This window comes from Rhodococcus sp. 105337, assembly GCF_012844225.1.
Taxonomy (GTDB): domain Bacteria; phylum Actinomycetota; class Actinomycetes; order Mycobacteriales; family Mycobacteriaceae; genus Rhodococcus.
This window is the reverse complement of the sequence record NZ_JABAGQ010000013.1, coordinates 88,202-114,679: the sequence shown is the minus strand read 5'-3', so window position 1 is coordinate 114,679 and position 26,478 is coordinate 88,202. Positions and strand designations below refer to the sequence as shown.

The window sequence follows — 26,478 nt, the reverse complement described above, 5'->3', positions numbered from 1 at the left end:
CGTACGTTCTCAGGACGTGACAAGCCCCTGGCCCCCCGATCGGATCGCTGCCGCCGCACCTGATCCGTCCTCGCTGACCGCTGCGCGCGGACTGGTGTCGGGGTGGATCGATACGGGGCGGCAGGACGGCGCGCTCTGGGGCGAATGCCGCGGCCGGGGCACCGCTGTCTACCGCACCGCGATCGACCTCGACGGCCCCGCCTACACATGCACGTGCCCGAGCCGGAAACTCCCGTGCAAGCACGCACTCGCCCTGCTCATGCGCTGGTCCGACGGCATGGTGCCGAAGGCTGACCCACCCGGCTCGGTCACCGAATGGCTCGCGTCACGCGCCGCGCAGACCACTCCCCCGGATGAGCCGGGCGACGAACCCGCAAAGGCTCCCGATCCGGCGACCGTCCAGCGCCGCGCCGAGCGCGCGGCCGCCGGGCTCGACGAACTCGACCGCTGGCTGACCGACCGGATCCGCAGCGGTCTCGGTGCCGTCGACCACGGGTACTCCACCTACGACGACATCGCGGCTCGCATGGTCGATGCGCAGGTCCCCGGCGTCGCCTCGACACTGCGCGCTCTCGCCGGGGTCGTCGCGACCGAGGTGGACTGGCCCGCCCGGGTGCTCACCGAGTACGCGCGTCTGCATCTGCTGGTGGTCGCGTACCGGCAGATCGACGACCTGCCCGACCCTCTCGCGCGGTCGGTGCGCACCCACCTCGGATTCCCCACCCGCGCCGACGACGTGCGTTCCGAGCCGCCCGTCCGCGACCGATGGCAGGTACTCGCGACCCGCATCTCCGAGGACAGCCGACTGTTCACCCGCAAGGTGTGGTTACGTGGCCGCGACACCGGACGCTGGGCGATCCTTCTGGATTTCTCCCACGGCACCGCCCGGTTCCCCGACGCGACTCCCCCGCCGGGCATGCTCGTCGACGCCGACCTGCATTTCTATCCCGGTGCCGCACCGCTCCGCGCGCTCGTCGGCGAGCGGTACGCCGATCCCGAACCGTTCACCACGCTGCCTGCCTCCTTGCCCGGGACCGCACCGGATTTCGATGCGGCACTCGACGAGTACGCCCGTGTGCTGGGCGCCGACCCGTGGATCCGCTCGTGGCCGATGCTGCTCGACAGCGTGGTTCCGGTCGGATCGGACGGGTCCTGGCACCTCGTCGACCGGCACGGTCGCGCGCTGCCGCTCGGCGGTGACGACGACACGCGGTGGCGACTACTCACGGTCGCGGGTGGCCACCCGCTGACGGTATGCGGAGACTGGGACGGTACCCGCCTGGCACCGGCGTCGTTGTTCACGGCAGGACAGGAGTTGTCACTGTGACGGAGACCTTCGAAACCCTGTCGACCGCGGCGCTGCTCGGCACAGCCCGCTCGGCACCGGCAACGTCGACGCTGCACACCGCGGACGCGGCGACGGCGCTGACCGGCGATCCGGCTTCGCGTCTGCTCGCGGCCGCCGCCCTCGAGTCCGCGTTCCTCACCGCCGCGACCCTCCCCACGGTGCGCACACTGCCGAGCCCTGCCCCGGACGACGACCGCCTCACGCTCCCACCGGCGGCAGCCGAGCGGTTGCGTGGACTGCTCGTCGTCCGCTCGCCCCTTCTTCCGGAGTGGTTCGCGCTCGCCGAGCGGTTCCGGGCACCGCACGAGATCGTGGTGGATCTGCTGTGGTTCGCCGCGCCCGACACCCCACACCGCGAGCACCTGCTGCGCCTCGCCGGCGCCCGCGGCCAGTGGGTGGCGGCGCTCAACCCGGAGTGGTCCCACCTCGTCACACCCGACCCGGCCGACGAACGACTCTGGCTGCACGGCTCGCCTGCGCAGCGCCGCCGATGGTTCGCGGTGGCGCGGGCCGCCGACCCCCATGCCGCCGCAGCGCGACTGACGGCGTCGTGGTCGTCGGAGACGGCGGCGCAGCGAGCGGCGCTGCTCGAACTGCTGACGAACGGCCTCGGCGAGCACGACGAAGCCTTGCTCGAGCACGCGCTCGACGACCGCAGCCGCAAGGTCCGCGCGACCGCCCTCGGGTTGCTGCGCCGCCTCCCCGACTCCGATTTTGCCGAGCGGATGTCCCGGCGGGTGCGGGAGTGGACACGCGTCGACGACGGCGATCTCGTGGTCGAGGTCCCGGACCGACTCGACGCGGAAGCGCTGCGCGACGGCGTGGACGAGGGCGCCTCCCGGCCGGGTGGTGTCGCGATGCGCCGGCTGACGACGGTCGTGTCCTCCGCTCCTCCGTCCGCGTGGCAGCACATCGCTCCGACCGCCCGGCAGGTACTCGGGTACCGCGTCGGCGAACCCGCACGCGAGGCGCTCGACGCGGGCTGGGCCGCGGCCACTGCCCTGCATCGCAACGGAGAATGGGCCGCCGCACTGCTGCGCCGCGACGGCACGGTCGGTGCCGACGTCGCGCAGGCGCTGCCCCGCCCCGTGCTGGTGGCGCATCTGCGCGACTCGGCCGGCCGCGCCCTGCTCGACCCCGACCTGCTCGGCGCTCTCCCCGCGCCGTGGCCCCGGGACCTGGCGGAGAAGGTACTCATCGCGCTGTACGGCGATGAGGGAACCGGCGTCCGCTCGTTCCGGACGATCCTCACCCTGATCGCGCATCGCGCGCCGTTCGAGCTCACCGAACTGCTCGCCGACGCCGCGAACCGCACCGACCACCTCGACCGGCTGAACCTGTTCGCGACGGCCGCCGACACCTTGACCCTGCGCAAGACCCTTCACGAGGAGCTGAGTTGACCGACGCCGTTTCCGAACCAACGCTGTTGCGCCCCCATGCGGAGCAGCAGTACGCGCACGAACTCGCGGCGCTGGCGCGGCTCGACGACCGGCCCCGCCCGCCGTCCTGGCACCTGTCGCCCTGGGCGGTGGTGACGTACCTGCTGGGCGGCGAACTGTCCGACGGCACCGTCGTCAGCCCCAAGTATGTGGGCCCGCGCCGTCTGATGGAGGTCGCGGTGGCCACCCTCGCCACCGACCGCGCACTGTTGCTGCTCGGTGTCCCGGGTACCGCCAAAACGTGGGTGTCCGAACATCTTTCCGCGGCGATCAGTGGGTCGTCGACCCGACTGGTCCAGGGCACCGCCGGCACGTCCGAGGACTCGGTCCGCTACGGCTGGAACTACGCGCGACTGCTCGCCGAAGGACCGTCTGCGGACGCGCTCGTCCCGTCGCCGATCATGACGGCGATGCGCGACGGCGCCATCGCCCGCATCGAGGAACTCACCCGCATCCCCGCGGACGTGCAGGACGCCCTCATCACGATCCTGTCGGAAAAGACACTGCCTGTCGCCGAACTCGGCATCGAAGTGCAGGCGAGCAAGGGCTTCAACGTGATCGCCACCGCCAACGATCGCGATCGGGGCGTCAACGAACTGTCCTCGGCGCTGCGACGACGATTCAACACCGTGGTGCTCCCCCTGCCCGCCAGCGAAGAGGACGAGGTCGCGATCGTGACCCGTCGCGTCGAACAACTCGGAACCTCGCTCGAACTCCCGAAGATCCCTGCTGCCGCCGAGGAGATCCGGCGCGTGGTCACTGTGTTCCGGGAACTGCGCCAGGGTGTGACCACCGACGGACGCACCAAACTCAAGTCGCCGTCCGGCACCTTGTCGACCGCCGAAGCGATCTCCGTGGTCACCGGTGGGCTGGCGCTCTCGGCGCACTTCGGTGACGGAGTCCTGCGCTCCACCGACATCGCCGCGGGCATCCTCGGGTCGGTGGTGAAGGACCCGGTCGCCGACCGCGTGGTGTGGAACGAATATCTCGAGGCGGTCGTGCGGGAGCGTCCCGAGTGGGCGGACTTCTATCGCGCATGCCGGGAGATCACCGGGTGAGCGACGGCGCCGAGATCCGGGTCTTCGGCATCCGGCACCACGGGCCGGGGTCGGCGCGCGCGGTGCTGCGCGCCCTCGCGGAGTTCGAGCCCGACACCGTCCTGATCGAGGGACCGGCCGACGCCGATCCGTTCCTCGCCCTGGCCGCATCCGACGAGATGCAACCGCCGGTCGCGCTGCTCGCCTACGTGCGTGACGAACCCGCGCGCGCGGCGTTCTGGCCGTTCGCGGCGTTCTCGCCGGAGTGGCAGGCATTGCGCTGGGCGATCCTGCACGACGCCGACGTGCGCTTCTGCGACCTTCCGGCGGCAATCTCGTTGGCCGCGGACCGCTCTCCGGAATCCGCGGAGCGCACCGACCCGCTCGCAGCGCTGGCGTCCGCGGCGGGTTACGACGACTTCGAGCAGTGGTGGGATGCCGTGATCGAGCATGCCTCGGCGGAGGAGGAGTCGGGGGCCGGAGCGTTCGACGAAATCACTGCGGCGATGGCGGCCTTGCGCGCCGACGTGGAACTCGACGAGCACACGGCGCGCCGCGAAGCCCACATGCGGCAGGTGTTGCGCACGGCCGTCAAGGCCGGCGCCCGCAACATTGCCGTCGTGTGCGGGGCGATGCACGCGCCCGCCCTGAGCGGCCCGCTCGGTCCGGCCGCGCCGGACGCGCGCGTGCTCAGAGGTCTTCCGAAGGTGAAAGCGGCGCTCACGTGGGTGCCGTGGACCCATTCGCGGCTCTCTGCCGCGTCCGGCTACGGCGCCGGCATCACCTCGCCCGGCTGGTACGACCACCTCTTCCGCTACCCGGACGACACGACCGCACGCTGGTTCACCCGCGTCGCGCGGGTGCTGCGCGAGGAAGACCTCCCGGTCTCGAGCGCGCATGTCATCGAAGCCACCCGCCTCGCCGATACGCTCGCGGCGCTGCGCGGCCGCGCTGTGCCCGGTTTGGCGGAGGCCGTCGAGGCCACCCGTGCGGTCCTGTGCGACGGCGACGAGGTGCTGCTCGACTTCGTGGCGCGCACACTCGTGATCGGAGAAGCACTCGGCGCGGTCCCCGAGGACACCCCGACGGTTCCGCTGGACGCCGACCTGCAGGCGCGCTCGAAAAGCCTTCGGCTCAAACGCGCCCCGATCGCCAAGAAGCTGGACCTCGACCTCCGCAAAGATCTCGATCTGCAACGATCCCGCCTGTTGCACAAGTTGTCGCTGCTCGGGATCGAGTGGGCGCTACCGGCCGAGAGCGCGGTGCGTTCGACGGGAACGTTTCGCGAGACCTGGTCGCTGCAATGGGATCCGGAACTGGCGGTCGCCATCGTGGAGGCGTCCCGGTGGGGCACCACCGTCGAGGCCGCCGCATCCGCCACGGTGCTCGACCGCGCCCGGACCGCGGGCACCACGCTCGGCGAGGTCACCGACCTGCTCGAACAGGCATTGCTCGCGGATCTGCGCGACGCGGTGCCCCAACTGGTCACTGCGATCGACGCGGCCGCCGCTCTCGATCACGATGTGCTGCATCTGATGTCGGCACTCCCGTCGCTGATCCGTACGGTCCGCTACGGCGACGTGCGCGGGACCGATCTGTCCTCGCTGGTGCATGTCGCCGATGCGGTCCTCGCTCGCGTCTGCGCGGGCCTGCCGTCCGCCGTCACCGGGCTCGACACCGACGCCGCCGACACGGTGCGGAATGCCGTCGACGAGGTGCACACGGCGCTGGCGCTGCGCGACGATCCCGGCGCGACGGACCGCTGGCTCGACACGCTCGCTTCGGTGTGCGACCGCGACGATGTCGACGGCGTGCTCACCGGCCGGACGGTCCGGATGCTTCGCGATGTGGGGAGATTGAACGAGCGCGCGACCGCTGTGCGGGTCGCCCGCGCGTTGTCGGTCGGGTCCACGGCGGCCGCGAAGGCACGCTGGATCGACGGATTCGTCGGCGGTGGAGGGCTGCTGCTCGTGCACGACCGCGACCTGCTGTCCCTGATCGACACGTGGGTGTCGGATCTGCGCTCCGAGGAATTCGTCGACGTCCTGCCCGTGCTGCGACGCACGTTCGGTTCGTTCGCGCACGGGGAACGCAGCCTGCTCGGCCGGGCCGTGCGAGGGGGCCCCGAGCAGCACCGCACCTCTGCGGCACTCGATGCCGAACGCGGCCGTCGCGCAGTCGCGGCATCCGCCTTGATTCTGGGGGTCCCGGCATGACAACGGAGTTCGACGAGCGAATGCGGCGCTGGCGACTTCTCCTCGGCGATGCCGCGGAAGAATCTACCACTGCGCTGGGCGCGGGAACCGATTCGGCGATGGACGCGGCCCTCGCCGCGTTGTACGACACCGACGCGGACGGGACCGGAGGACCGCGCAGCGGCGGACTGGGCGCCTCGGCCCCGAAGGTCGCACGCTGGCTCGGCGACATCCGCACGTATTTTCCGACGACGGTCGTGCAGGTGATGCAGCGCGACGCGGTCGACCGCCTCGGACTCGACAGGCTGCTGCTCGAACCGGAACTGCTCGACGCCGTCGAACCCGACGTGCATCTCGTCGGCACCCTGCTGAGCCTCAACAGCGTGATGCCCGAGACCACCAGGGCGACAGCACGAGCGGTCGTCGGAAAAGTCGTCCGTGAGGTCGAGGAACGCATCGCCCAGCGCACCCGGACCGCGGTGTCGGGAGCCCTCGACCGATCGTCCCGGACCTCGAATCCGAAAACTCGCGACATCGACTGGCACCGCACGATCCGCGCCAATCTGGCGCACTACCAACCCGACTATCGCACCGTGGTTCCGCAGCGTCTCGTCGGCTTGGGGCGACGCTCCCAGGCGGTGCAGCGGGACGTGGTGCTCGCCGTGGACCAGTCGGGATCGATGGCGTCGAGCGTGGTGTACGCGGCGGTCTTCGCTGCGGTGCTCGCCTCGATGCAGGCGCTGCGTACCTCCCTCGTCGTCTTCGACACCGCCGTGGTGGACCTCACGGGCAAGCTCACCGACCCTGTCGACGTGCTGTTCGGCACGCAACTGGGTGGGGGCACCGACATCAACCGGGCGATCGCCTACAGCCGGACCCTCATCACGCGCCCCACGGACTCGCTGTTCGTGCTGATCTCCGACTTGTACGAGGGCGGCATCCGGGCCGAAATGCTCTCCCGGGTGCGCGAGATGCTCGCCGCCGGGGTCCAGGTGGTGGTGTTGCTCGCGCTATCGGACGACGGCGCTCCGGCGTTCGACCGGGACAATGCGGCGGCGCTCGGCGCTCTGGGCGTGCCGGCGTTCGCGTGCACCCCGGACCGTTTCCCGGACCTGCTCGCACTCGCGCTCGAACGTGGCGATATCGGTCGATGGGCACAGTCGATGTAACTCGGCCGCCGAGATACCGTGCCGCCCCCACCGGGGGTTAGGATCACCTAACGCACATACGACGTGCACCGGCAAGTGAAACGAGGACACCTGTGAAACTCCGACTTGTGGCGCTGATGGCGGCCACCACGCTCGCCGTGGGAGCGTGCGGCTCGACCGACAGCGATTCGGCCGACGAGACGAGCAACAACGGATCCGGAGCGTTTCCCGCCACCATCGCCACCATGTTCGGTGATGTGACCGTCGAATCACAGCCCGAGCGCGTCGCCGCCCTCGGATGGGGCGACGCGGAGACGGCACTGGCGCTCGGCGTCCAGCCCGTCGGCGTGAGCGACTGGCTGGCCTTCGGTGGCGACGGAGTCGGCCCGTGGGTCGAGAACGGCTACTCGGAGTCTCCGGAGATCATCGGTACCGTCGACCCGTCCTTCGAGCAGATCGCCGCATTGGCACCCGATCTCATCCTCGACACCGCCAGTTCGGGCGATCAGGGCCGGTACGACACGCTCTCGGCGATCGCCACCACGGTCGGTCCCCCGAAGGGCGCCACGGCATATCTGACGCCGCGCGACGAGCAGATCTCGATGGTGGCCTCCGCGCTCGGCGTCCCCGACAAGGGTGCCGAAGTGGTCGCGGACATCGACGAACAGTTCGCCACCGCGGCGGCGGAGCATCCGGAGTTCGCCGGCAAGACCGTCACCGTCGCCGCCTACACCTCGGACGGATGGGGTGCGTACGTCTCCGGCGACGCGCGCGTGCAGTTCCTGCAGGACCTCGGGTTCGTCAACAACCCGGCGGTGGAGGCCGTGGAGACGGACAGCTTCTTCATCCCGGTCTCGGAGGAGAACCTGGGCATGCTCGACGCCGACCTGCTCGTCGTGCTGCCGATCTTCGTCGAGACCTCCGAGGTCACCGACAATCCCTTGTTCCAGCAGCTTCCTGCCGTGCGGGACGGTCGTTTCCTCGTCCTCGACAGCGGCAGCGACATCGCCAACGCCATCTCGCTGAACTCGGCCCTGTCGATTCCGTTCGCGCTCGAGCAGTTGGTGCCGCTTCTGAGCGAGCGCGTCAGCTGACGACCGCGCGGGTAGGTCAGCGCCGGAACAGCTTGTTGCCCAGCCACACGACCGGGTCGTACCGGCGACCGGCCACCCGTTCCTTCATCGGGATGATGGCGTTGTCGGTGATGTGGATGTATTCGGGGCAGACCTCGGTGCAGCATTTGGTGATGTTGCAGAGGCCGAGTCCGGCTTCGTCCTGAGCGAGGTCGCGCCGGTCCGCGACGTCGAGTGGGTGCATGTCGAGTTCGGCGAGGCGGATGAAGAACCGGGGTCCCGCAAACGCGGGCCGGTTCTCCTCGTGGTCGCGCGTGACGTGACATACGTTCTGACACAAGAAGCATTCGATGCATTTGCGGAATTCCTGCGAGCGTTCCACATCGATCTGCTGCATGCGGTACTCCCCCGGCGCGAGGTCCGGGGGAGGCGCGAACGCCGGAATCTCCCGGGCCTTGGCGTAGTTGCCCGACACGTCGGTGACGAGGTCACGGATGACCGGGAAACCCCGTAAGGGCGTGACGACGATCGGATCGTCCGTCTCGAAGAGCGACATACGGGTCATGCACGTCAGACGCGGGCGTCCGTTGATCTCCGCCGAGCACGAACCGCATTTGCCGGCTTTGCAGTTCCATCGCACCGCGAGGTCCGGCACTTGGGTGGCCTGGAGTCGGTGGAGGATGTCGAGGACCACCTCACCCTCGTTGACCCGCACCGAATACTCCTGCAGTTCCCCGCCGTCGCGGTCCCCGCGCCAGATCCTGAACTCGGCGGTGTAGCCCTCACTGTCGGCCATCTCAGTGCCTCCGTCCGGGGTGACCGGCGAGTTCCTCGTCGGTGTAGTACTTGGCGAGTTCCTCGATATCGAAGAGTTCGAGCAGTTCCGGATCCATCGGGGTCTGCTGTTCCCGTTCGACGGACACCTCAGGGATGATGCGGTCCTCACCGGACTTGCGGCACACCAGCAATGTCCGCCGCCAGTTCGCGTCCATCGAGGGATGGTCGTCGCGCGTGTGACCGCCGCGACTCTCGGTGCGCAGCAACGCCGCCCGCGCCACGCACTCACACACGAGCAGCATGTTGCGCAGATCCAGCGCGAGGTGCCAGCCCGGGTTGTACTGCCGGTTCCCCTCCACCGCAATGTTGGGGATCCGCGCGCGCAGGTCGTCGAGTTCCGCGAGCGCGCGTTCCACCTCGTCGGCTGTGCGGATGATGCCCACGAGGTCGTGCATCACGCCCTGTAGCCGCTGGTGCAGCGTGTACGGGTTCTCCACCTCGTCGTGGTCGGCGGGATCGAACGGTGAGAGCACTGTGCGGGCCGCCTCTTCCACCGCTTCGTCGGCTACTTCGGGCCGGGTGGTGAGACCGTGCACGTAGTCGGCGGCACCGAGCCCTGCACGACGGCCGAACACCAGCAGATCCGACAGCGAGTTACCGCCGAGACGATTGGATCCGTGCATCCCTCCCGAGCACTCCCCTGCCGCGAACAGGCCCGGTACCGACGCCGCGCCGGTGTCGGGATCGACCTCGATGCCGCCCATCACGTAGTGGCACGTCGGGCCGACCTCCATCGCCTCCCGGGTGATGTCGACGTCCGCGAGTTCGAGGAACTGGTGATGCATGGACGGCAATCGCCGGATGATCTCCGCGCTGGGCATCCGCGACGCGATATCGAGGAATACGCCTCCGTGCGGGGTGGCGCGACCCGCTTTGACCTCGGAGTTGATGGCCCGTGCCACTTCGTCGCGCGGCAACAGGTCGGGCGTGCGGAGATTGTTCTCCTGATCCTCGTACCAGCGGTCCGCCTCCTCGGGCGTCTCCGCGTACTGCCCTTTGAACACCGGAGGGACGTAGGAGAACATGAACCGCTCCCCTTCGGAGTTCTTCAGGACACCGCCGTCACCGCGGACCCCTTCGGTGACGAGGATGCCCTTCACGCTCGGCGGCCAGATCATGCCCGTGGGGTGGAACTGGACGAATTCCATGTTGATCAGTGAGGCACCGGCACGCAGCGCGAGGGCGTGCCCGTCCCCGGTGTACTCCCACGAGTTGGAGGTCACCTTCCAGGATTTGCCGATTCCCCCGGTCGCGATGACGACGGCAGGAGCCGTGAACTGGACGAACCTGCCCGATTCCCGCCAGTATCCGAAGGCTCCCGCGACGCGGCCCTGCCCGTCGAGAAGGAGTTCGGTGATGGTGCATTCGGAGAACACCCTCACCTTCGCCTCGTAGTCGCCGGTCGCGGCGAAGTCCTCCTGTTGCAGCGAGACGATCTTCTGCTGCATCGTGCGGATCAGTTCGAGGCCGGTCCGGTCGCCGACGTGGGCGAGTCGCGGATAGGTGTGCCCGCCGAAGTTGCGCTGGCTGATCCGTCCGTCCGGGGTGCGGTCGAACAGCGCCCCGTAGGTTTCGAGTTCCCAGACCCGGTCCGGCGCCTCACGGGCGTGCAGTTCTGCCATGCGCCAGTTGTTGAGGAACTTTCCGCCGCGCATCGTGTCCTTGAAGTGGACCTGCCAGGAGTCGCGCGAGTTGGCGTTGCCCATCGCGGCGGCGCACCCTCCTTCGGCCATCACGGTGTGGGCCTTGCCGAAGAGCGACTTGCAGACGACCGCAACTCTCAGTCCGCGTTGCCGAGCCTCGATGACCGCCCGCAGTCCGGCTCCCCCCGCTCCGATCACGACCACGTCGTAGTCGTGCCGCTCGACTTCCCCCATGTGTAGTGCCTTTCCGTATCGCGTCGTGCCTCGTGTGGTGCCGGTCGTGCCGGTCTGTCAGCCGATGAATCGGAGGTCGGAGATGGTGCCGCTCGCGACGAGCATGATGTAGAAGTCGGTGAGGACCAGCGTGCCCAGAGTGATCCACGCGAACTGCATGTGCCGCGCATTGATCTTCGAGACGAACGTCCAGATCTTGTAGCGCACAGGGTGTTTCGAAAAATGCTTGAGCCTGCCACCGGTGACGTGCCGGCAGGAGTGACAAGAGAGCGTGTACCCCCACAACAAGATCACGTTCACGACCAGGATCACGTTCCCGAGTCCGAACCCGAAGCCGCTCGGACTGTGGAACGCGAGTATCGCGTCGTACGTGTTGACCAGCGAGATGACGAACCCGATGTAGAAGAAGTAGCGGTGCGAGTTCTGCACGATGAGGGGGAATCGGGTTTCGCCGGTATACGTCCGGTGCGGTTCCGCAACACCGCAGGCCGGTGGCGACAACCAGAACGACCGGTAGTACGCCTTGCGGTAGTAGTAGCAGGTGAGCCGGAACAGCAGCAGGAACGGCAGCGAGACGAACGCCAGCGGAATCCACCGCGGGAGTTCGCCGACCCACACGCCGAAGTGCGACGAACCCGGCAAACACGAGGCGCTGACACACGGTGAATAGAACGGCGTGAGGTAGTGGTACTCGTCGACCCAGTAGGCAGAGCGCGTGAACGACCGCACGGTGGCGTAGACGATGAACGCGGCCAGACCGAGAACGGTCAGCGCAGGTGTCTGCCACCACCGATCGGTCCGTAATGTGCGCGCGGCGATGCGCGCCCGGGCCGCACTTCGGACCCCGGCGCCGACAGGGGCGCTCACCGCTCCCCGTGCAATCCGCCGAGTCCTTCGTCGTCGGCGTCGACTCCGCGGAACAACGACTCGTCGTAGGGCGAATCCGGAATCGGGATGCGGTCCTCGGATGCCGCCCACAGCGAACGCGGCGGTGTCTCCTGGAAGTCACGCGCGTCGATGTCGAGCCGGTCGAGGTCGTTGGTGAGCCTGCGGACCGGCGCGGCGTCGCCGTAGCGCGACCGTAGCGACCCGACGCATCGGCGTAGCTGGCCGATCGCGTTCTGCAGCTCGTGCATATCGGTGGTGGACATCCGTACCTCCGAGGAAAACGGTCGGCACGCCGACGCCCGCCGACTCCATGTGATTGCATTCACACTACGACAGGTGTGCGTACTCCCGAGCCGTTTCCGGTTTGCGAAGAGCGGTTGCCTTCCCTCGCACACCGGCACCCGGAACGGAGGGCTCGTGGCGCAGCCGGACAACGCACGAATTGCGCAGGTCTTCGACGCCATGGCCGATCGATACGACTCGCAGATCGGTGTCGTCGAGCGACGCCTGCTCGGCCGTCCCCGGCAATGGGCGGTCGAGCAGGCCCGTGGCCGAGTGCTCGACATCGCCGTCGGTACGGGGCTCAATCTGCCCCTGTACGGGCCGGATGTCACCGAAGTCCTCGGGGTGGACCTCTCCGAGGGCATGTTGCGGCTGGCGCGGCGGCGCATCGAGGAATACGGGCTCGACCACTGCGCCGTGGTCCGCGGCGACGTGCAGTCGCTCTCCGTCCCGGACACATCGGTCGACACCGTGCTGTCGACGCTCACGTTCTGCACCATCCCCGATCCGGAGTCGGCCGCGCGTGAAGCGATGCGTGTACTCGTGCCCGGCGGCAAGGTCGTGCTCGCCGAGCACGGCCCTTCCACCAGCAGAGCGGTGACAGCGGCGATGCGCGTGCTCGAACCTGTGTCGATTCGGTTCGGAGCAGATCACCTCACCCGCGACCCCGTCGTCTACCTGCAACGGGCCGGATTCGTGATCGACGAGGTGCGACGCACCGGGTTCGCGGGAGTCGGTATCCGGGTGGTGGCGCACTCGCCGTCCTAGACCGGAACGTCACGCAACCAGCGGGGCGCAGCGCGCGCGAACTCCGCGGACGTGAGGGCGGCCGCCCCTTCGGGTACGGAACCGAGCAGTGGAACACCCGTGACCGCGGGCAGGTCACCGACGTTGCAGCGCTCCGCCAGATCCGGTGTGGCAGGACTGCTGCCGATGACGAGTCCGCGGCATTCCACGGCGGCCGCGCGCAGCGCCCCGACGGTCAGCGCGCTGTGATTGAGGGTTCCGAGGCCCGCGGCCACGACCACCACCGTCGGTGCGCCGAGCGCCCCGGCGAGATCGACGAGTGTGAACCCGGCGGCACCGAGACGGACCAGCACGCCGCCGGCGCCTTCGACGAGGACGAGGTCGGCGGTGTCCTCGAGCGCACGCACCGCGTCGACGGTTCGGTCGAGATCGAGCAACGGCCGTCCCGAGCGCCGGGCTGCGGTGTCGGGCGCGAGTGGGTCGGGGTATCGGGCGAGTTCGACGGTCTCGATATCGGTTCCGGTGAGCCGGACGATCTCGGCGAGGTCGCCGGGTTCGCCGTCGCCGACCCCGGTCTGCGCCGGCTTGCACACCGCGACCCGCAGTCCCCGGTTCGTGGCGAGTGACGCGAGCGCGGCGGTCACGACGGTTTTTCCGACTCCGGTGGATGTGCCGGTGATACACAGCGTGGTCACGTGCGGGCCTCGGCCACTACCTCGGCGAGTACGGAGTCCACCAGCGAGCGTTCGTGCTCGGAGAGATTCGCCCGTGCGGTCAGGCGCAGGCGGGAGGTTCCCTCGGGCACCGAGGGCGGGCGGAAACAGCCCACATGCACGCCGCGCTCGCGGCATCGCCGGGCCGCACGTGCCGCGACGTGCGGGTCGCCGAGGATCACCGACACCACCGCGGAGGGTGGCGGCAGTACACCCGTCACCCGGGCGAGATGCGCCGCCTGCTCGAGGACCGCGCCGGCGAGTCCGGGCTCGGCGCGCAGCACCTTCAGGGCTCCGCGCGCGGCACCGACCGCGGCGGGAGCGAGTCCGGTGTCGAAGATGAACGTGCGGGCGGTGTCGATCAGGTGTTCACGCACCCGGGCGTCCGCGAGAACCACACCCCCTTGGGAGGCCAGCGATTTCGACAGGGTGGCGGTGACGATCACGTCCGGCTGCCCGGCCAGGCCAGTCTCGTGGACGAGCCCGCGGCCGCCCGCTCCCCGGACCCCGATCCCGTGAGCTTCGTCGACGAGGAGGAGTGCGCCGTGGGTGCGGCACGCTTCGTGCAGGTCGCGCAGCGGGGCAAGGTCGCCGTCGGTGCTGAACACCGAATCGGTGAGGACCAGCGCCCGCGGTTCGGTGCGTGCGGCGAGGGCGCCGGCGACCGCCCGGACGTCACCGTGCGGGGTGACGACGATCCTCGACCGGGACAGCCGGCACGCGTCGACGAGCGATGCGTGGCATCCCGCGTCGGAGACGACGACGGTGTCCCTGCCCGCCAGCGCGGTGACAGCGCCGAGGTTGGCGGCGTATCCGCTCGAGAACACCAATCCGGTTTCTGCGCCGGTGAACTCGGCGAGTTCGCGTTCGAGCAACTCGTGTTCGGCGGTGGTGCCCGTAACCAGTCGCGATCCGGTGGCACCGCCGCCCCAGCGGCGTAGCGCGGCCGTCGCCGCGGCCAGCACCTCCGGATGGCGGACGAGCCCGAGGTAGTCGTTGGATGCGAGATCGACGATCGGTGCGGCGACGGTGCGGGGAACGAGTTCTCGGTGCAGACCGGCGACCCGTCGCCGTTCCGCGGCGTGGTCGAGCCAGGCGAGACCGGCGGAGGTGGACATGGCCACACCGTACTTGAACAGTGTTCAAGTACGGTAGCCCCGGGTGTTCAGCCCCGCACCGTGGCAGCCGCAGCGACCACACCCGCGGTGATCGCGGCGACATCCTCCGGCGTGCACACGTACGGCGGCATCGTGTAGACGAGATTCCGGAACGGCCGCAGCCAGACGCCCGCCTCCACCGCCGCCGCGGTCGCCGCCCGCATGTCGACCGGTTCCCGGGTTTCGACCACCCCGATTCCGCCGAGCACCCGCACGTCGGTCACTCCCGGAAGATCGCGCGCCGTCGCCAGCCCGGACACGAGCCCGGCAGTGAGATCGGCCACCTCGGCCCGCCAGTCCCGCGACAACAGAAGCTCGGTCGACGCGACCGCGACGGCGCACGCGAGTGGATTCGCCATGAAGGTGGGCCCGTGCATGACACCGCCGCCCTCCCCGGCACTGATCGTTTCTGCGACGTGCGTCGTGCAAAGCACTGCCGCCAGGGTCAGGTAGCCGCCCGTCAGCGCCTTCCCCACACACATCAGGTCGGGCGCGACGCCGGCGTGGTCGGCGGCGAACATCTCCCCGGTCCGCCCGAACCCGGTCGCGATCTCGTCGAAGATCAGTACCAATCCGTGTTCGTCGCACATGCGCCGCAACTCGCGCAGGTACGCCGGGTCGTGGAAGCGCATACCTCCCGCCCCCTGCACGACAGGTTCGACGATCACCCCGGCGAGTTCGTGCGCGTGCTCGGTCAGGACCGACTCGAAGGCAGCGACGTAACCGGGATCGAACGCGCGGGGAGGCGCCGGCGCGAAAACCTGCCTGGCCAGCACGTCCGTCCACATCGCGTGCATGCCGCCCTCCGGGTCGCACACGCTCATGGGGGCGAGCGTGTCCCCGTGGTACCCACCCCGCCACGTGAGGAGGCGATGTCGCTCGGGACGGCCGACAGCCCGCTGATACTGCAACGCGATCTTCACGGCCACCTCGACCGACACCGATCCGGAGTCGGCGAGAAACACTTTGTCCAGGCCCTCCGGCGAGATGTCGACGAGCAACTCCGCGAGCCTCGCCGCCGGAGCGTGGGTGAGTCCGCCGAACATGACGTGACTCATCTTCGCGAGCTGATCGGTCACCGCGGCGTCGAGCACCGGATGCCGGTAACCGTGCACCGCCGCCCACCACGAACTCATGCCGTCGACAAGCTCGCGTCCGTCCGCGAGCACCAGCCTCGTACCGGCCGCACGGTCCACCACCAGGGGTTCCGTGGAGGCCGGAAACGCGCCGTACGGGTGCCACAGATGATCGGCGTCGAGCGTGCGGATCCGGTCGGCGGACATGCGGGGAGAAACCACGGCACGACTGTAGGCGGTTGGAATCGGCGGGTGCATTGGACGTAGTCTGCCCAAGTTCCTGGGTACCAAGGTCACAGGAAAACTGCTCGCGTGTTCCACGGCGTCCCGCCCGAGGCACCGCCGAGTCCACGACGCTGAGGAGTACACGTATGCCAGTCCGCACCTCGGACCGGGCCCCGGAGGCCACTGCGGCACCGGGCACCCGTCTCGGGTATCGCGCCGATCTCGACGGCGTGCGGGGCCTTGCGATCGCCCTCGTCGTGGTCTTCCACGTCTGGTTCGGACGCGTGTCGGGCGGTGTCGACGTCTTCCTCGCGCTCTCCGGTTTCTTCTTCGTCGGCACCCTGCTCCGGGTTGCCGAGTCGCACGCCCCGCTGGACCCGCGACCGGTGTTGCGGCGGGTGGGCAGGCGACTGCTCCCGCCGCTGGTGCTCGTGCTGCTGGGGACGACCGTCGCGGCTGTGGCGCTGCTGCCGTATACGCAGTGGTTCCGCGTCGCCGAGCAGACCGGTGCGTCGCTGCTGTTCATGCAGAACTGGCATCTCGCGCGCACAGCGAGTGATTACCTGGCGGCCGACCCGATGGTCAGCCCGCTGCAGCACCTGTGGTCGATCTCGGTCCAGGGCCAGTTCTACATCGGCGCACTGATCGTGGTGTTCGGCGCGACGTGGTTCCTGCGACGCAGATCGATACCCGCCCGCGCTCCCCTCACGGCGCTGCTCACCATCCTCACCGTCGCCTCCCTCACATACGCCGTCCTGGCCGACGTGCCCCAGTCGTGGCTCTACTACGACAGCGCCGCCCGGATGTGGGAGCTCACACTCGGCGGAGTGCTCGCCTGTGTGGCCCCGTGGCTGCGGGTCCCCCGTCCGGCGCGGATCGTTCTGGGCGTCGTGGGTCTGGCGGTGCTGTGTGCCTGTGGTGTCGTCCTCGACGGCAACAGTCTCTTCCCGGGACCGTGGGCGCTCGTGCCGGTCGGCGCGGCCATGGCGCTGGTCGTGGCCGGTAACACCCGGGCCGGGGACAGCGTTGCCGACACACCGACCGCGCGGGTGCTGTCGAGCGTCCCGCTGGTACGGCTCGGAGCCGTCGCCTACGCCCTCTATCTATGGCACTGGCCGGTACTCATCGGCTACCTGGTGCTCCGGGACAGGCCCTCGGTCGGGTTGCTCGGCGGCCTCGGCGTGATCGCCGTGTCTCTCGCGCTCGCGGAGGCCACCACGCGATGGCTGGAGAACCCGATCCGCCGGTCCGAGTCCGGCCGCACCCGCAAGGTTCTCGTGGCGTCCGTCACAGTGGCCGGTGTCGCACTCGTGGCCGCGACCGCAAGCTGGACAACCCACGTTGCCCGTCAGGACGATGTCCTCGAGCGCGTGGTGGCACTGTCACCCGACCTGTATCCCGGTGCTGCTGCGCTGAAGGGCTTCGTCGACGTCGAGCCGCAGCCCGTCCAGCCCCCGCTGCTCGTCGCACACCGGGATCTGCCGCCGGCGACGCTCGACCACTGCATCGCCCAGCACACCAACCGCGAACCGCTGACGTGCACCTACGGCGACCCGTTGTCGACCCGGAGAATGGTGCTCGCCGGAGGCTCCCACTCCGAGCACTGGCTCGCGGCACTCGACACCCTCGGTAAGAAACACGGCTTCCGGCTCGACACCTATCTCAAGGTGGGGTGCCCGCTCTCGGACCCGCTCGCGGAGCTCACGGAGGAATCTCCGACGGTGGAGTGCGACACATGGTCGGTGAAGGTGCTGGCAGAACTCCAGGCCGATCCTCCCGACTACCTGTTCACCACATCGACGCGGACGAAGGACGAAGGCGAGGGGCCCGGCGATTTCACCCCGTTCTGGTACGTCGACCTGTGGCGCACACTCGACGAGTACGGCATCCCCGTCGTCGCGATCCGCGACAACCCGTGGTTGTTCCACGACGACATGAGCTACCGGGCTGCCGATTGCCTTGCAGGTGGCGGTAACTCCGACTCGTGTGCGGTGGCGCGCGCCGACGCCCTCGACCCGGTCGACCCGGCGATCGAGGCCTCGGCCTTCTCCCCCAACGTGAGCTTGATCGACCTGTCGGATTCCCTGTGCCGGCCCGAGCTCTGCCGCGTCGTCGAGGGCAATGTGCTGATCTACCGTGACGAGAACCACCTCACGACGACGTACGTGCGCACGATGACACCCGATCTCGAGGCGCAACTGGGTCCCGCTACCGGCTGGTGGTGAACGCCCGGCGAGTTCATGTGCCCGGGTGCGGCTACTGTGCAGTCATGCAGCCCAGCCCCACGGATACCAGCGAAGAAACACCGGAGCCGATCCCTGTGTGGCCCGGTAGTGCCTACCCCCTCGGTGCGACGTACGACGGCGCCGGAACGAACTTCGCACTGTTCTCCGAAATCGCCGAAAAAGTCGAACTGTGCCTGATCTCGCGTGAGGGCACCGAGACCCGCATTCCGCTCGAAGAGGTCGACGGCTACGTGTGGCACGCATATCTGCCCACGGTCTCGCCGGGCCAGCGGTACGGATACCGGGTCCACGGCCCCTACGACCCCGAGAACGGCCACCGGTGCGATCCGAGCAAGCTGCTGCTCGACCCGTACGGCAAGGCCTTCGACGGTGACTTCGACGGGGACGCGTCGTTGTTCTCGTACGCGCTGCCCTCGGACACGGACGCAGAGTCCGACAGCGACGAGAGCGCGGAATCGGGCGCGCCGGACGCCGACTTCCCCCAGCTCGACTCCCTCGGCCACACCATGACGACGGTGGTGATCAACCCGTTCTTCGACTGGGCGAACGACCGGCATCCCCGGCGCCCCTACAACGAGACGGTGATCTACGAGGCACACGTCAAGGGGATGACGGCCACGCATCCCGACGTCCCCGAATACCTGCGCGGCACCTACGCGGGTCTCGCCCATCCCGCCGTCATCGACCACCTGCTCGACCTCGGGGTCACCGCGATCGAACTGATGCCCGTGCACCAGTTCATGCACGACCAGGTGCTCCTCGACCAGGGTCTGCGCAACTACTGGGGCTACAACACCTTCGGGTTCTTCGCCCCGCACACGGAGTACTCGTCGTCGTCGAAGCCGAGCGAGGCGGTTGCCGAGTTCAAGGCTATGGTCCGCGCGTTCCACGAAGCGGGAATCGAGGTGATCCTCGATGTCGTGTACAACCACACCGCCGAGGGCAACCACCTCGGGCCGACCATCAGCTTCCGGGGAATCGACAACGCCGCGTACTACCGTCTCGTGGACGACGACAAGACCCATTACATGGACTACACCGGGACCGGCAACAGCCTCAACGCCCGGCATCCCCACACTCTCCAGCTGATCATGGATTCGTTGCGGTACTGGGTCACGGAGATGCACGTCGACGGTTTCCGGTTCGACCTCGCATCCACGCTCGCCCGCGAACTGCACGATGTGGACCGGCTGTCGGCGTTCTTCGATCTGGTGCAACAGGATCCGGTGGTTTCGCAGGTCAAGCTCATCGCCGAGCCGTGGGACATCGGCGAAGGCGGTTACCAGGTGGGCAACTTCCCCAGCCTGTGGACCGAGTGGAACGGCAAGTACCGCGACACGGTGCGCGATTACTGGCGCAGCGAGCCGTCGACCCTCGGGGAATTCGCCTCCCGCCTGACCGGCTCGTCCGACCTGTACGAGGACACCGGCCGGCGTCCCGGCGCGTCCATCAACTTCGTGACCGCGCACGACGGCTTCACACTCGCGGACCTGGTGTCCTACAACGACAAGCACAACGACGCCAACGGTGAGGACAACCGGGACGGCGAGTCGCACAACCGGTCGTGGAACTGCGGCGTAGAAGGTCCGACCGACGATCCCGAGGTCCTGACTCTGCGGGCGCGACAGCAGCGCAACATCCTCGCCACGCTCGTGCTGTCGCAGGGCACCCCGATGCTCGCGCACGGCGACGAGATGGGGCGCAGCCAGCGCGGCAACAACAACGTGTACTGCCAGGACAACGAATTGTCGTGGATGGATTGGTCTCTCGCGGAGGCCAATGCCGATCTGGTGGCGTTCACCCGCAATGTCATCGCGCTGCGAACCGAGCATCCGGTGTTCCGGCGTCGTCGCTTCTTCGAGGGCCGGCCGATCCGCAGCGGCGACCAGTCCCGCGACATCGCGTGGCTCACTCCCTCCGGGGAAGAGATGACCCCAGAGCACTGGGACAGCGGTTTCGGCAAGTCGCTCGCGGTGTTCCTCAACGGAGAGGGCATCCCCGAACCGGACCAGCGCGGGCAACGCGTCGTCGACACTTCGTTCCTGTTGTGCTTCAACGCCCACCACGAACCGATCGAGTTCGTGACTCCCGACGGCGCGCACGCGGACGAATGGTCCGTGGCAATCGATACCGATGTCGCGGACGGCGTGCGGGAGTTCAGCGTCACCGCAGGAAAGCCGATCCTGGTCGAAGCACGTTCGATGGTGGTGCTGCGGAGGACCGCATGACCTCACTCCCGTTGCTGTCCACCTACCGGCTGCAGATGCGAGGTGACGCGTTCACGTTCGCCGACGCCGTCTCCATCGTCGACTATCTCGACGGCCTCGGGATCTCGCACGTGTACCTGTCTCCCCTGCTCACCGCCACCACCGGATCGAATCACGGATACGACGTCGTCGATCCGTCCACAGTGTCGCCGGCACTCGGGGGGCGTGCGGGTTTCGAACACCTCGTACGAGAGGTGCGCTCGCGCGGAATGGGCGTGATCGTCGACATCGTCCCCAACCATGTGGGCGTGGGCGACCCACGCCAGAACGCCTGGTGGTGGGACGTGCTGCGGCGCGGCCGCGACTCGGCGTACGCGTCGTTCTTCGACATCGACTGGTCGGAGGACAACGGTGCCGACGGCCGGATCGCCCTTCCGGTGCTGGGTTCCGCCGACGCGGTGCAGGAACTGACGGTGGATCGCACGGGTGACGAACCCGTGCTCGCCTACTACGACAAGCGATTCCCGATCGCACCGGGAACCGACGACGGAACCCCGGCCGAAATCCATGCACGCCAGGCGTACCGGCTGGTGCCCTGGGATTCGGGGTTGATCGGATACCGGCGCTTCTTCACCGTGGACGATCTGGCCGCGGTGCGGGTCGAGGATCCGCGGGTGTTCGACGCGGTGCACGCCCAGGTCGCGTCGTGGATCGACGACGACCTCGTCGACGGCCTGCGGGTCGACCATCCCGACGGTCTCGCCGATCCGTCGGCGTACCTCGAGCGCCTGCGCTCCTTGATCGGACCGCAGCGCTGGCTGGTGATCGAAAAGATCCTCGCCGAGGGTGAGCCCCTCGACATGACGTTGCCGGTCGACGGCACCACGGGGTACGACGCACTCGACGAACTCGCCGCGGTGTTCGTCGACCCCCGCGGCGACAAGGCGCTCACCGCGGTGTCCCGGACCTACACCGGCTCCGACGGGGACGCCGCGTGGTTGCATTCCCAGGAACGCGACCTCAAGTGCTCGGTGCTGCGGTCCGGACTTGCTCCGGAGGTGGCCCGGCTCGTCCGCGCGATCCGGAAGGACACCGCCGGATACGGCGCGGCCAGCTCCGCACAGGAACTCTCGGACGCAGTCCTGCGCGATGCGGTGACCACGGTCGCGGCGCGGGTGCCCGTCTACCGCGCCGACTATGCTCCGCTCGCCACGATGCTCCCCCGCATCGTCGGCGAGGTCGCCCGGGAGAAGCCGGACCTCGAGCCCGCCCTCCGGATGCTCACAACGGCGCTCGCGACCGGAGGCGAAGCAGCCGCACGCTTCGGCCAGGTCTGTGGCGCGGCAACCGCGAAAGCGGTGGAGGACTGCCTGTTCTACCGGGCTGCCCGGCTCGTGTCCCTGCAGGAAGTCGGCGGGCAGCCGGGCCGCTTCTCCCTCGGCGCAGCCGAATTCCACCTTTCCTGGACCCAACGTGCACGTCGTCTTCCCCGCGCGATGACGACGTTGTCGACACATGACACCAAACGCAGCGAGGACGTGCGCGCTCGTATCGGAGTGCTGTCCCAGGTCTCCGACCTGTGGTCACAGCGGCTCGGCGAATGGAATGCGATCGCGCCGCCGCCCGACGCCGCCATCGGGCTGTTCCTCTGGCAGACACTGTTCGGGGTGTGGCCGGCCGACGGTGTTGTCACCGGGGAACTGCGCGAGCGGCTCCACAATTACGCCACGAAAGCGCTGCGCGAGAACGGCACCCGCTCCACGTGGACAGAGGTCGACGCGGAGTTCGAGGGCGCCGTCACGGACTGGCTCGATGCCGTGTGCGGCGGACCCGTCGGTGTGGCTCTCACCGGACTGGTCGCCGAACTCGAGCAGCATGTCGCCGCGGCATCCCTCGGGCAGAAGCTCCTGCAGCTTCTCGGGCCGGGCGTTCCCGATGTCTACCAGGGGACGGAACTGTGGGACGACTCCCTCGTCGACCCAGACAACCGGCGTCCGGTGGATTTCGCGATCCGCAAGGGCTTGCTCGGCGAATCCGGTTCGGTGCCCGCGAAGTTCACGGTCGTGAAGAGTGCGCTGCGGCTGCGCCGGGAGAAGCCGGAGAGTTTCGTGGACGGCGCGTACGTCCCGTTGTTTGCGGCCGGGCCGGGAGCCGAGCACGTCCTGGCGTTCGGCCGTGGCCCGACGGCCGACGACGTCGATGTGCTCGCCTTGTCGATGCGGCATACCGCGGCTCTCGCTGCGACGGGCTGGGGCGACACGGTGTTCCACCTCCCGCCCGGATCCTGGACAGATGCGCTCTCGGGACGGCAATTCTCCGGAACCGTCCGGCCCGCAGATCTTTTCGCAGCGCTGCCGGTGGCGGCGCTGGTGCGCGACTGAGATGATGTCTGTTGACCTTGGTGGTTAAATGCCCGCACAGCGGGCAAAAACTAACCGAAACTTGCGGGCCCCGTGCTCACACCTCGGTTTCGTCCCGCGCTGCTTCCTCGGCTTCGCGGCGCCGGTCGCGGCGGCGGACCCACACCAGAACAGCCGCCACCGCACCGGCGCCGACGAACGCCCCCACGGCCATACCTGCCCAGGTCGCGCTGTCGTAGCCGACGGGGTTCGCGAGTTCCACGTAGATGCCGGCGACACCGGCCAGGTAGAGCACGACCGCGAAAACGGTTCGCGGACGTAGCGTTTTCGCGGTGGCGTAGACGTCGACATCTCGAGCGCGGGCATAGGCGATGGTCACCATCGAGAGGACGAACCACGTGGCCAGAACACCGATCGCGATGTGGGCACCGGCCCGGCCCGCGACCCACGGCAGGACGGCCCCGACCACAAGGGCACACCACTGGAACAGCTGGAACCCCACCGCGGAGGCCTCGTTCCAGACATCGCGTTGCCGTTCGTCGTGGTAGAAGTCGTCGTCGAGGTCGGCGACGACACGAGCAGCCTTGAGAAACGCGGTCATGGGAGCCCCTCCGGGTTGAGTGGGAACAGTTCTTCGACAGTGGTACCGAGGGTGCGAGCGAGTCGCAGAGCGAGGTAGACACTCGGTGCGTAATCACCCTTCTCGGTCGAGACGATGCTCTGACGGCTTACCCCGACTGCCGTACCGAGTTCGGCCTGCGTGAGGCGCGCCTGCTTGCGCAGCTCGCGGACCTTGTTGCCTCTCGGTGTCTCCGGCATGCCAGAAGTAAAGCCTGCTTGTCATTTCATGTCAAGAATACTTGTCTTTCGAACTGTTCCCACTCAGCAGCGCACCGGCCGGCCAGGTCAGGCCACCGGCCCTGCTCCGCTCCCGATCTCCACCGCGGCCACTGCCTCCACCGCGGCTCTGATGGCGTCCATTCGCTTCTCGATGTACCCGAGATATTCCGGGTGCGTGACGATGTAGGGCAGATCCTCGGCGATCCCCCGCACCACGCAGGCCCCTGCCGCGGCCGGTGTCATCCCTACATCTCCCGCGCCCTTGATGTGTGAAGCATCCTCCACATGCCCTCCCAACCGGGCGGTGTTCGCATCGAGGTTCGACCTCACGAGTCCCGGGCACAGCACGGACACGCCGACGCCGTGTGACGCCATCTCGGCACGGAGCGCCTCCGACAGGGAGACGACGGCACTCTTCACCGCGCTGTAGGCACCGCGGCCCGGAGCACCCGCCGTGAGCCCCATGACCGACGCCGTGTTGACGATGTGCCCGTGCCCCGCATCCCGCATCTGCGCACCGAATGCGGTGACGCCGTGGAACACTCCCGCCAGATCGATCGCAACAAGCAGGTCGAAAACGTCCGCGTCCGTATCCACCACGTCGCGGCCGTTGAACCCGATCCCGGCGTTGTTGACGAGAATGTCCACCGGTCCGAACACCGATTCGGCGTCGGCCTTCGCCTGCGCCCAGGAATCGCGATCGCGAACATCCAGACCGACTCCGCAGATCGCGGGCCCCCGCTCGGCCGTCACCGCCTCGACAGCCTGCCGATCGATATCGGCGATCGTCACGGAGATCCCGTGCTGCGTCAGCGCGTCGACGATTCCGAGCCCGATCCCGCTGGCCCCGCCGGTGACGAATGCATGCCGCGCCGAAGACAGTTCCATCGCTTCACCTTTCCCGTGACGAACCGGATCAGTTCGTCATCCACATTTCTTCGGGCATCGGTGAGCCGAGGGTGAACATCCGGACGCCGTGGACGTTCTCGCTGTAGACCACCGCGGGCGCGGCCTTGGTGTACCAGATACCGGGCACCAGGTCGACGAGCCGCTTCTGTGCTGTCTCGTACGCTGCCTTGCGCTCGTCCGCCCCTTCGGCGACGCGGCCGGCATCCAAGGCGTCGTTGAGTTCCGGGTCGTCGAGACCCGAGAAGTTTCCGGGAGAGTCACCGTGGAATGCGGTCCACAGCGCGTAGTCCGGATCCTGAGTGATCGCAGAGGAGATCACCATGTCGAAGTCGCGCGAGCCGGCGCGGGCCGTCGCCGCGGCGTAGTCCACCACCTCGACCTTGACCTCGACGTTGTCGAACGCACCGAGTTGCGCCTGCAGCGACTCGGCGGCCGCCTTCGTTTCCTGCGTGGGGTAGGACATGAAGGTGAACGAAACCGGCTTGCCTTCTGCTGCCAGTTCGTCGAACAGTTGCTGCGCGGTCTCCTTGTCGCTCGTCGCGAGCGGGATGTCGGCGAAGTACGGGGAGCCCTCGGGGAACAGGGTCTCGGGGATCTCACCCTCGCCGTTGAAGACGACGCTGTTGAGGGCGTCGAGGTCTGCCGCCAGGGATACCGCCCGGCGGGCCCGCACATCGTCGAAGGGCGCGCGCGCCGAGTTCATGATCATGATCTGACCGCCACCTGCGGGTACGACCTCGGCGGGGATACCCGCTGCGTCCGCCTTGGCCAGAGTTCCCCAGCTCGCTTCGAGAGACAGATCGGCGCCGCCGGTGGAGATCATGTTGAACCGCTGGGAGTTGTCGGCCACGGTGCGGACGGTGAGCTTGTCGAGGTACGGCTTGGGTGCGTCCCAGAAGTCCGGGTTCTTCACCAGATCGATCGAGTCACCCCGCACCCAGTTCTCCAAGGAGAACGGCCCGGCGCCCACAGGCTCACGGTCGAACTCCGCCGCGCCCTTCTGCAATGCGGCCGGCGAGGCGATCCAGTTCATCGAGGTAGTGAGCATGCCCTGCGGAAAATGCGGATTGGGTGCCGCCAAAGCAATCCTCAGTGTGGTCGGATCGACGACCTCCGAAGACGCCACCTGTGCGGCCTGCCGGATCGCGGTCGATCCGAGCGCGGGGTCGCGCAGCCGGTCCCAGTTGAACTTGACCGCAGCCGCGTCGAGCGGTGTGCCGTCCGTGAACGTCAGCCCGGGGCGCAGGACGAGGTCGAAGGTCGCTCCCCCGTCCGTGGTGGCGAAGTCGGTCGCCATCTTGTACTCGATGTCGAGGGTGTCGAGATTGTTGATCATCAGCGTTCCGTAGAGCGCGTTGCCGAGCACAGGCTGGTGCGCCCAGGTATTGGAGAGTGCGGCCGGATCCAGGCTGCGCGGCTCGCCCATCTGGATGGTGCGGAGGGTGCCGCCCGCCACGGGGTCGCCGGCATCGGCGCCTGCCGCGGAGGCGACGTTGCCGGATTCGGCGCCGCCACAGGAGGTCAGCAGAAGGGCAGCGGCGCAGGCCGCCGCGATCGCGGGTAGGAAGCGGTGGGGTCGGAACATGGGGACCTCTCGACGTGCGGAACAAGGGGCGAGCCGAACCACACGCGCACACATCCACCCATGCGCAGTGCAACGGATCGACAGAACTCGATTCGAGCGCTGCGCGCCCGACAGAACAGATGACATCTCACCGGATTCGAGGAGCAAAGCCGCCCGGTGCACGCCCACTGTCACGGAGCATCGGCCATTTGTCAACGGCACCAAGCAATTCGGCGACTCGGAAAGTAATTCCCCGGAAATCCTTGCGGATACGTGGGCGTAATACTAATGTTCTCTCATTGCAGAACGT

At 68.3% G+C, this 26,478-nt stretch carries 21 protein-coding genes; 10 read left to right on the top strand and 11 right to left on the bottom strand.

The annotated features are described in order from the left end of the window. The first annotated feature begins 16 nt into the window (after positions 1 to 16). The 6 genes from HF886_RS18360 (at position 17) to HF886_RS18335 (ending at position 8,261) form a co-directional block, all read left to right on the top strand. Positions 17 to 1,327 (top strand): SWIM zinc finger family protein, encoded by a 1,311-nt coding sequence (locus tag HF886_RS18360; protein ID WP_169620110.1) that lies wholly within the window; start codon positions 17 to 19, stop codon positions 1,325 to 1,327. After that, positions 1,324 to 2,748 (top strand): DUF5691 domain-containing protein, encoded by a 1,425-nt coding sequence (locus tag HF886_RS18355; protein ID WP_169653094.1) that lies wholly within the window; start codon positions 1,324 to 1,326, stop codon positions 2,746 to 2,748. The genes HF886_RS18360 and HF886_RS18355 overlap by 4 nt, the downstream gene beginning before the upstream one ends. Next, the gene (locus tag HF886_RS18350; protein ID WP_169620112.1) at positions 2,745 to 3,845 is read left to right on the top strand and encodes an AAA family ATPase; all 1,101 of its coding nucleotides are present in this window, start codon (positions 2,745 to 2,747) and stop codon (positions 3,843 to 3,845) included. The genes HF886_RS18355 and HF886_RS18350 overlap by 4 nt, the downstream gene beginning before the upstream one ends. After that, positions 3,824 to 6,040 carry a DUF5682 family protein gene (locus HF886_RS18345; protein WP_169653093.1) on the top strand — a complete coding sequence of 739 codons (2,217 nt, stop codon included), beginning with the start codon at positions 3,824 to 3,826 and terminating at the stop codon, positions 6,038 to 6,040. Before HF886_RS18350 ends, HF886_RS18345 begins: the two co-directional genes overlap by 22 nt. Further along, complete coding sequence (locus tag HF886_RS18340; protein WP_169653092.1) at positions 6,037 to 7,188, top strand: VWA domain-containing protein; 1,152 nt, start codon at positions 6,037 to 6,039, stop codon at positions 7,186 to 7,188. Before HF886_RS18345 ends, HF886_RS18340 begins: the two co-directional genes overlap by 4 nt. A 92-nt stretch (positions 7,189 to 7,280) precedes the next feature. After that, on the top strand, positions 7,281 to 8,261 hold the full coding sequence (locus tag HF886_RS18335) for an iron-siderophore ABC transporter substrate-binding protein (protein WP_346765065.1): 981 nt from the start codon (positions 7,281 to 7,283) through the stop codon (positions 8,259 to 8,261). Positions 8,262 to 8,277: 16 nt separating this feature from the next. Here the strand turns inward: HF886_RS18335 and HF886_RS18330 are convergent, their stop codons facing one another. Genes HF886_RS18330 through HF886_RS18315 form a run of 4 tightly spaced genes read right to left on the bottom strand, consistent with a single transcriptional unit; the run spans position 8,278 to position 12,105 of the window. Then, entirely contained in the window at positions 8,278 to 9,036 is a 759-nt protein-coding gene (locus HF886_RS18330; protein ID WP_169620115.1) for a succinate dehydrogenase/fumarate reductase iron-sulfur subunit, read from the bottom strand. Position 9,037: 1 nt separating this feature from the next. Continuing rightward, entirely contained in the window at positions 9,038 to 10,954 is a 1,917-nt protein-coding gene (locus HF886_RS18325; protein WP_169653091.1) for a fumarate reductase/succinate dehydrogenase flavoprotein subunit, read from the bottom strand. Between the two features lie 57 nt (positions 10,955 to 11,011). Further along, positions 11,012 to 11,821 carry a hypothetical protein gene (locus HF886_RS18320; RefSeq protein WP_169653090.1) on the bottom strand — a complete coding sequence of 270 codons (810 nt, stop codon included), beginning with the start codon at positions 11,819 to 11,821 and terminating at the stop codon, positions 11,012 to 11,014. Further along, positions 11,818 to 12,105, bottom strand: coding sequence for a hypothetical protein (locus HF886_RS18315; protein ID WP_169620118.1), 288 nt, complete (start codon positions 12,103 to 12,105; stop codon positions 11,818 to 11,820). Before HF886_RS18315 ends, HF886_RS18320 begins: the two co-directional genes overlap by 4 nt. A 154-nt stretch (positions 12,106 to 12,259) precedes the next feature. On the opposite strand from HF886_RS18315, the gene HF886_RS18310 reads away from it, so the two are divergent. Continuing rightward, a complete protein-coding gene (locus HF886_RS18310) occupies positions 12,260 to 12,892 on the top strand; it encodes a methyltransferase domain-containing protein (RefSeq protein WP_169620119.1) in 633 nt (210 codons plus the stop codon). Here the strand turns inward: HF886_RS18310 and bioD are convergent. From bioD to HF886_RS18295, 3 genes are read right to left on the bottom strand one after another with little or no spacing between them, the layout of a single operon-like run. After that, complete coding sequence (gene bioD, locus HF886_RS18305) at positions 12,889 to 13,566, bottom strand: dethiobiotin synthase (protein ID WP_169653089.1); 678 nt, start codon at positions 13,564 to 13,566, stop codon at positions 12,889 to 12,891. The genes HF886_RS18310 and bioD overlap by 4 nt on opposite strands. Beyond that, on the bottom strand, positions 13,563 to 14,702 hold the full coding sequence (locus HF886_RS18300; RefSeq protein WP_169653088.1) for an 8-amino-7-oxononanoate synthase: 1,140 nt from the start codon (positions 14,700 to 14,702) through the stop codon (positions 13,563 to 13,565). The genes bioD and HF886_RS18300 overlap by 4 nt, the downstream gene beginning before the upstream one ends. A gap of 47 nt (positions 14,703 to 14,749) precedes the next feature. Then, entirely contained in the window at positions 14,750 to 16,039 is a 1,290-nt protein-coding gene (locus HF886_RS18295) for an adenosylmethionine--8-amino-7-oxononanoate transaminase (RefSeq protein ID WP_169620122.1), read from the bottom strand. 149 nt (positions 16,040 to 16,188) lie between these two features. On the opposite strand from HF886_RS18295, the gene HF886_RS18290 reads away from it, so the two are divergent. From HF886_RS18290 to treY, 3 genes are read left to right on the top strand one after another with little or no spacing between them, the layout of a single operon-like run. After that, the gene (locus HF886_RS18290; protein ID WP_169653087.1) at positions 16,189 to 18,267 is read left to right on the top strand and encodes an SGNH hydrolase domain-containing protein; all 2,079 of its coding nucleotides are present in this window, start codon (positions 16,189 to 16,191) and stop codon (positions 18,265 to 18,267) included. A 44-nt stretch (positions 18,268 to 18,311) separates the two neighbouring features. Further along, positions 18,312 to 20,516, top strand: a complete 2,205-nt coding sequence (glgX, locus tag HF886_RS18285; RefSeq protein ID WP_169620124.1) for a glycogen debranching protein GlgX — start codon at positions 18,312 to 18,314, stop codon at positions 20,514 to 20,516. Then, positions 20,513 to 22,876, top strand: a complete 2,364-nt coding sequence (gene treY / locus HF886_RS18280; protein WP_169653086.1) for a malto-oligosyltrehalose synthase — start codon at positions 20,513 to 20,515, stop codon at positions 22,874 to 22,876. Before glgX ends, treY begins: the two co-directional genes overlap by 4 nt. Before the next feature lie 76 nt (positions 22,877 to 22,952). Here treY and HF886_RS18275 read toward each other — a convergent pair whose 3' ends face one another. From HF886_RS18275 to HF886_RS18260, 4 genes are all read right to left on the bottom strand, one after another. Continuing rightward, complete coding sequence (locus HF886_RS18275) at positions 22,953 to 23,456, bottom strand: DUF2029 domain-containing protein (RefSeq protein WP_169620126.1); 504 nt, start codon at positions 23,454 to 23,456, stop codon at positions 22,953 to 22,955. Beyond that, complete coding sequence (locus HF886_RS18270; RefSeq protein WP_169620127.1) at positions 23,453 to 23,674, bottom strand: helix-turn-helix transcriptional regulator; 222 nt, start codon at positions 23,672 to 23,674, stop codon at positions 23,453 to 23,455. Before HF886_RS18270 ends, HF886_RS18275 begins: the two co-directional genes overlap by 4 nt. 87 nt (positions 23,675 to 23,761) lie before the next feature. Then, complete coding sequence (locus HF886_RS18265) at positions 23,762 to 24,583, bottom strand: SDR family oxidoreductase (protein ID WP_169653085.1); 822 nt, start codon at positions 24,581 to 24,583, stop codon at positions 23,762 to 23,764. A 28-nt stretch (positions 24,584 to 24,611) separates the two neighbouring features. After that, positions 24,612 to 26,189, bottom strand: coding sequence for an ABC transporter substrate-binding protein (locus HF886_RS18260; protein ID WP_169653084.1), 1,578 nt, complete (start codon positions 26,187 to 26,189; stop codon positions 24,612 to 24,614). Between the last annotated feature and the right edge of the window lie 289 nt (positions 26,190 to 26,478).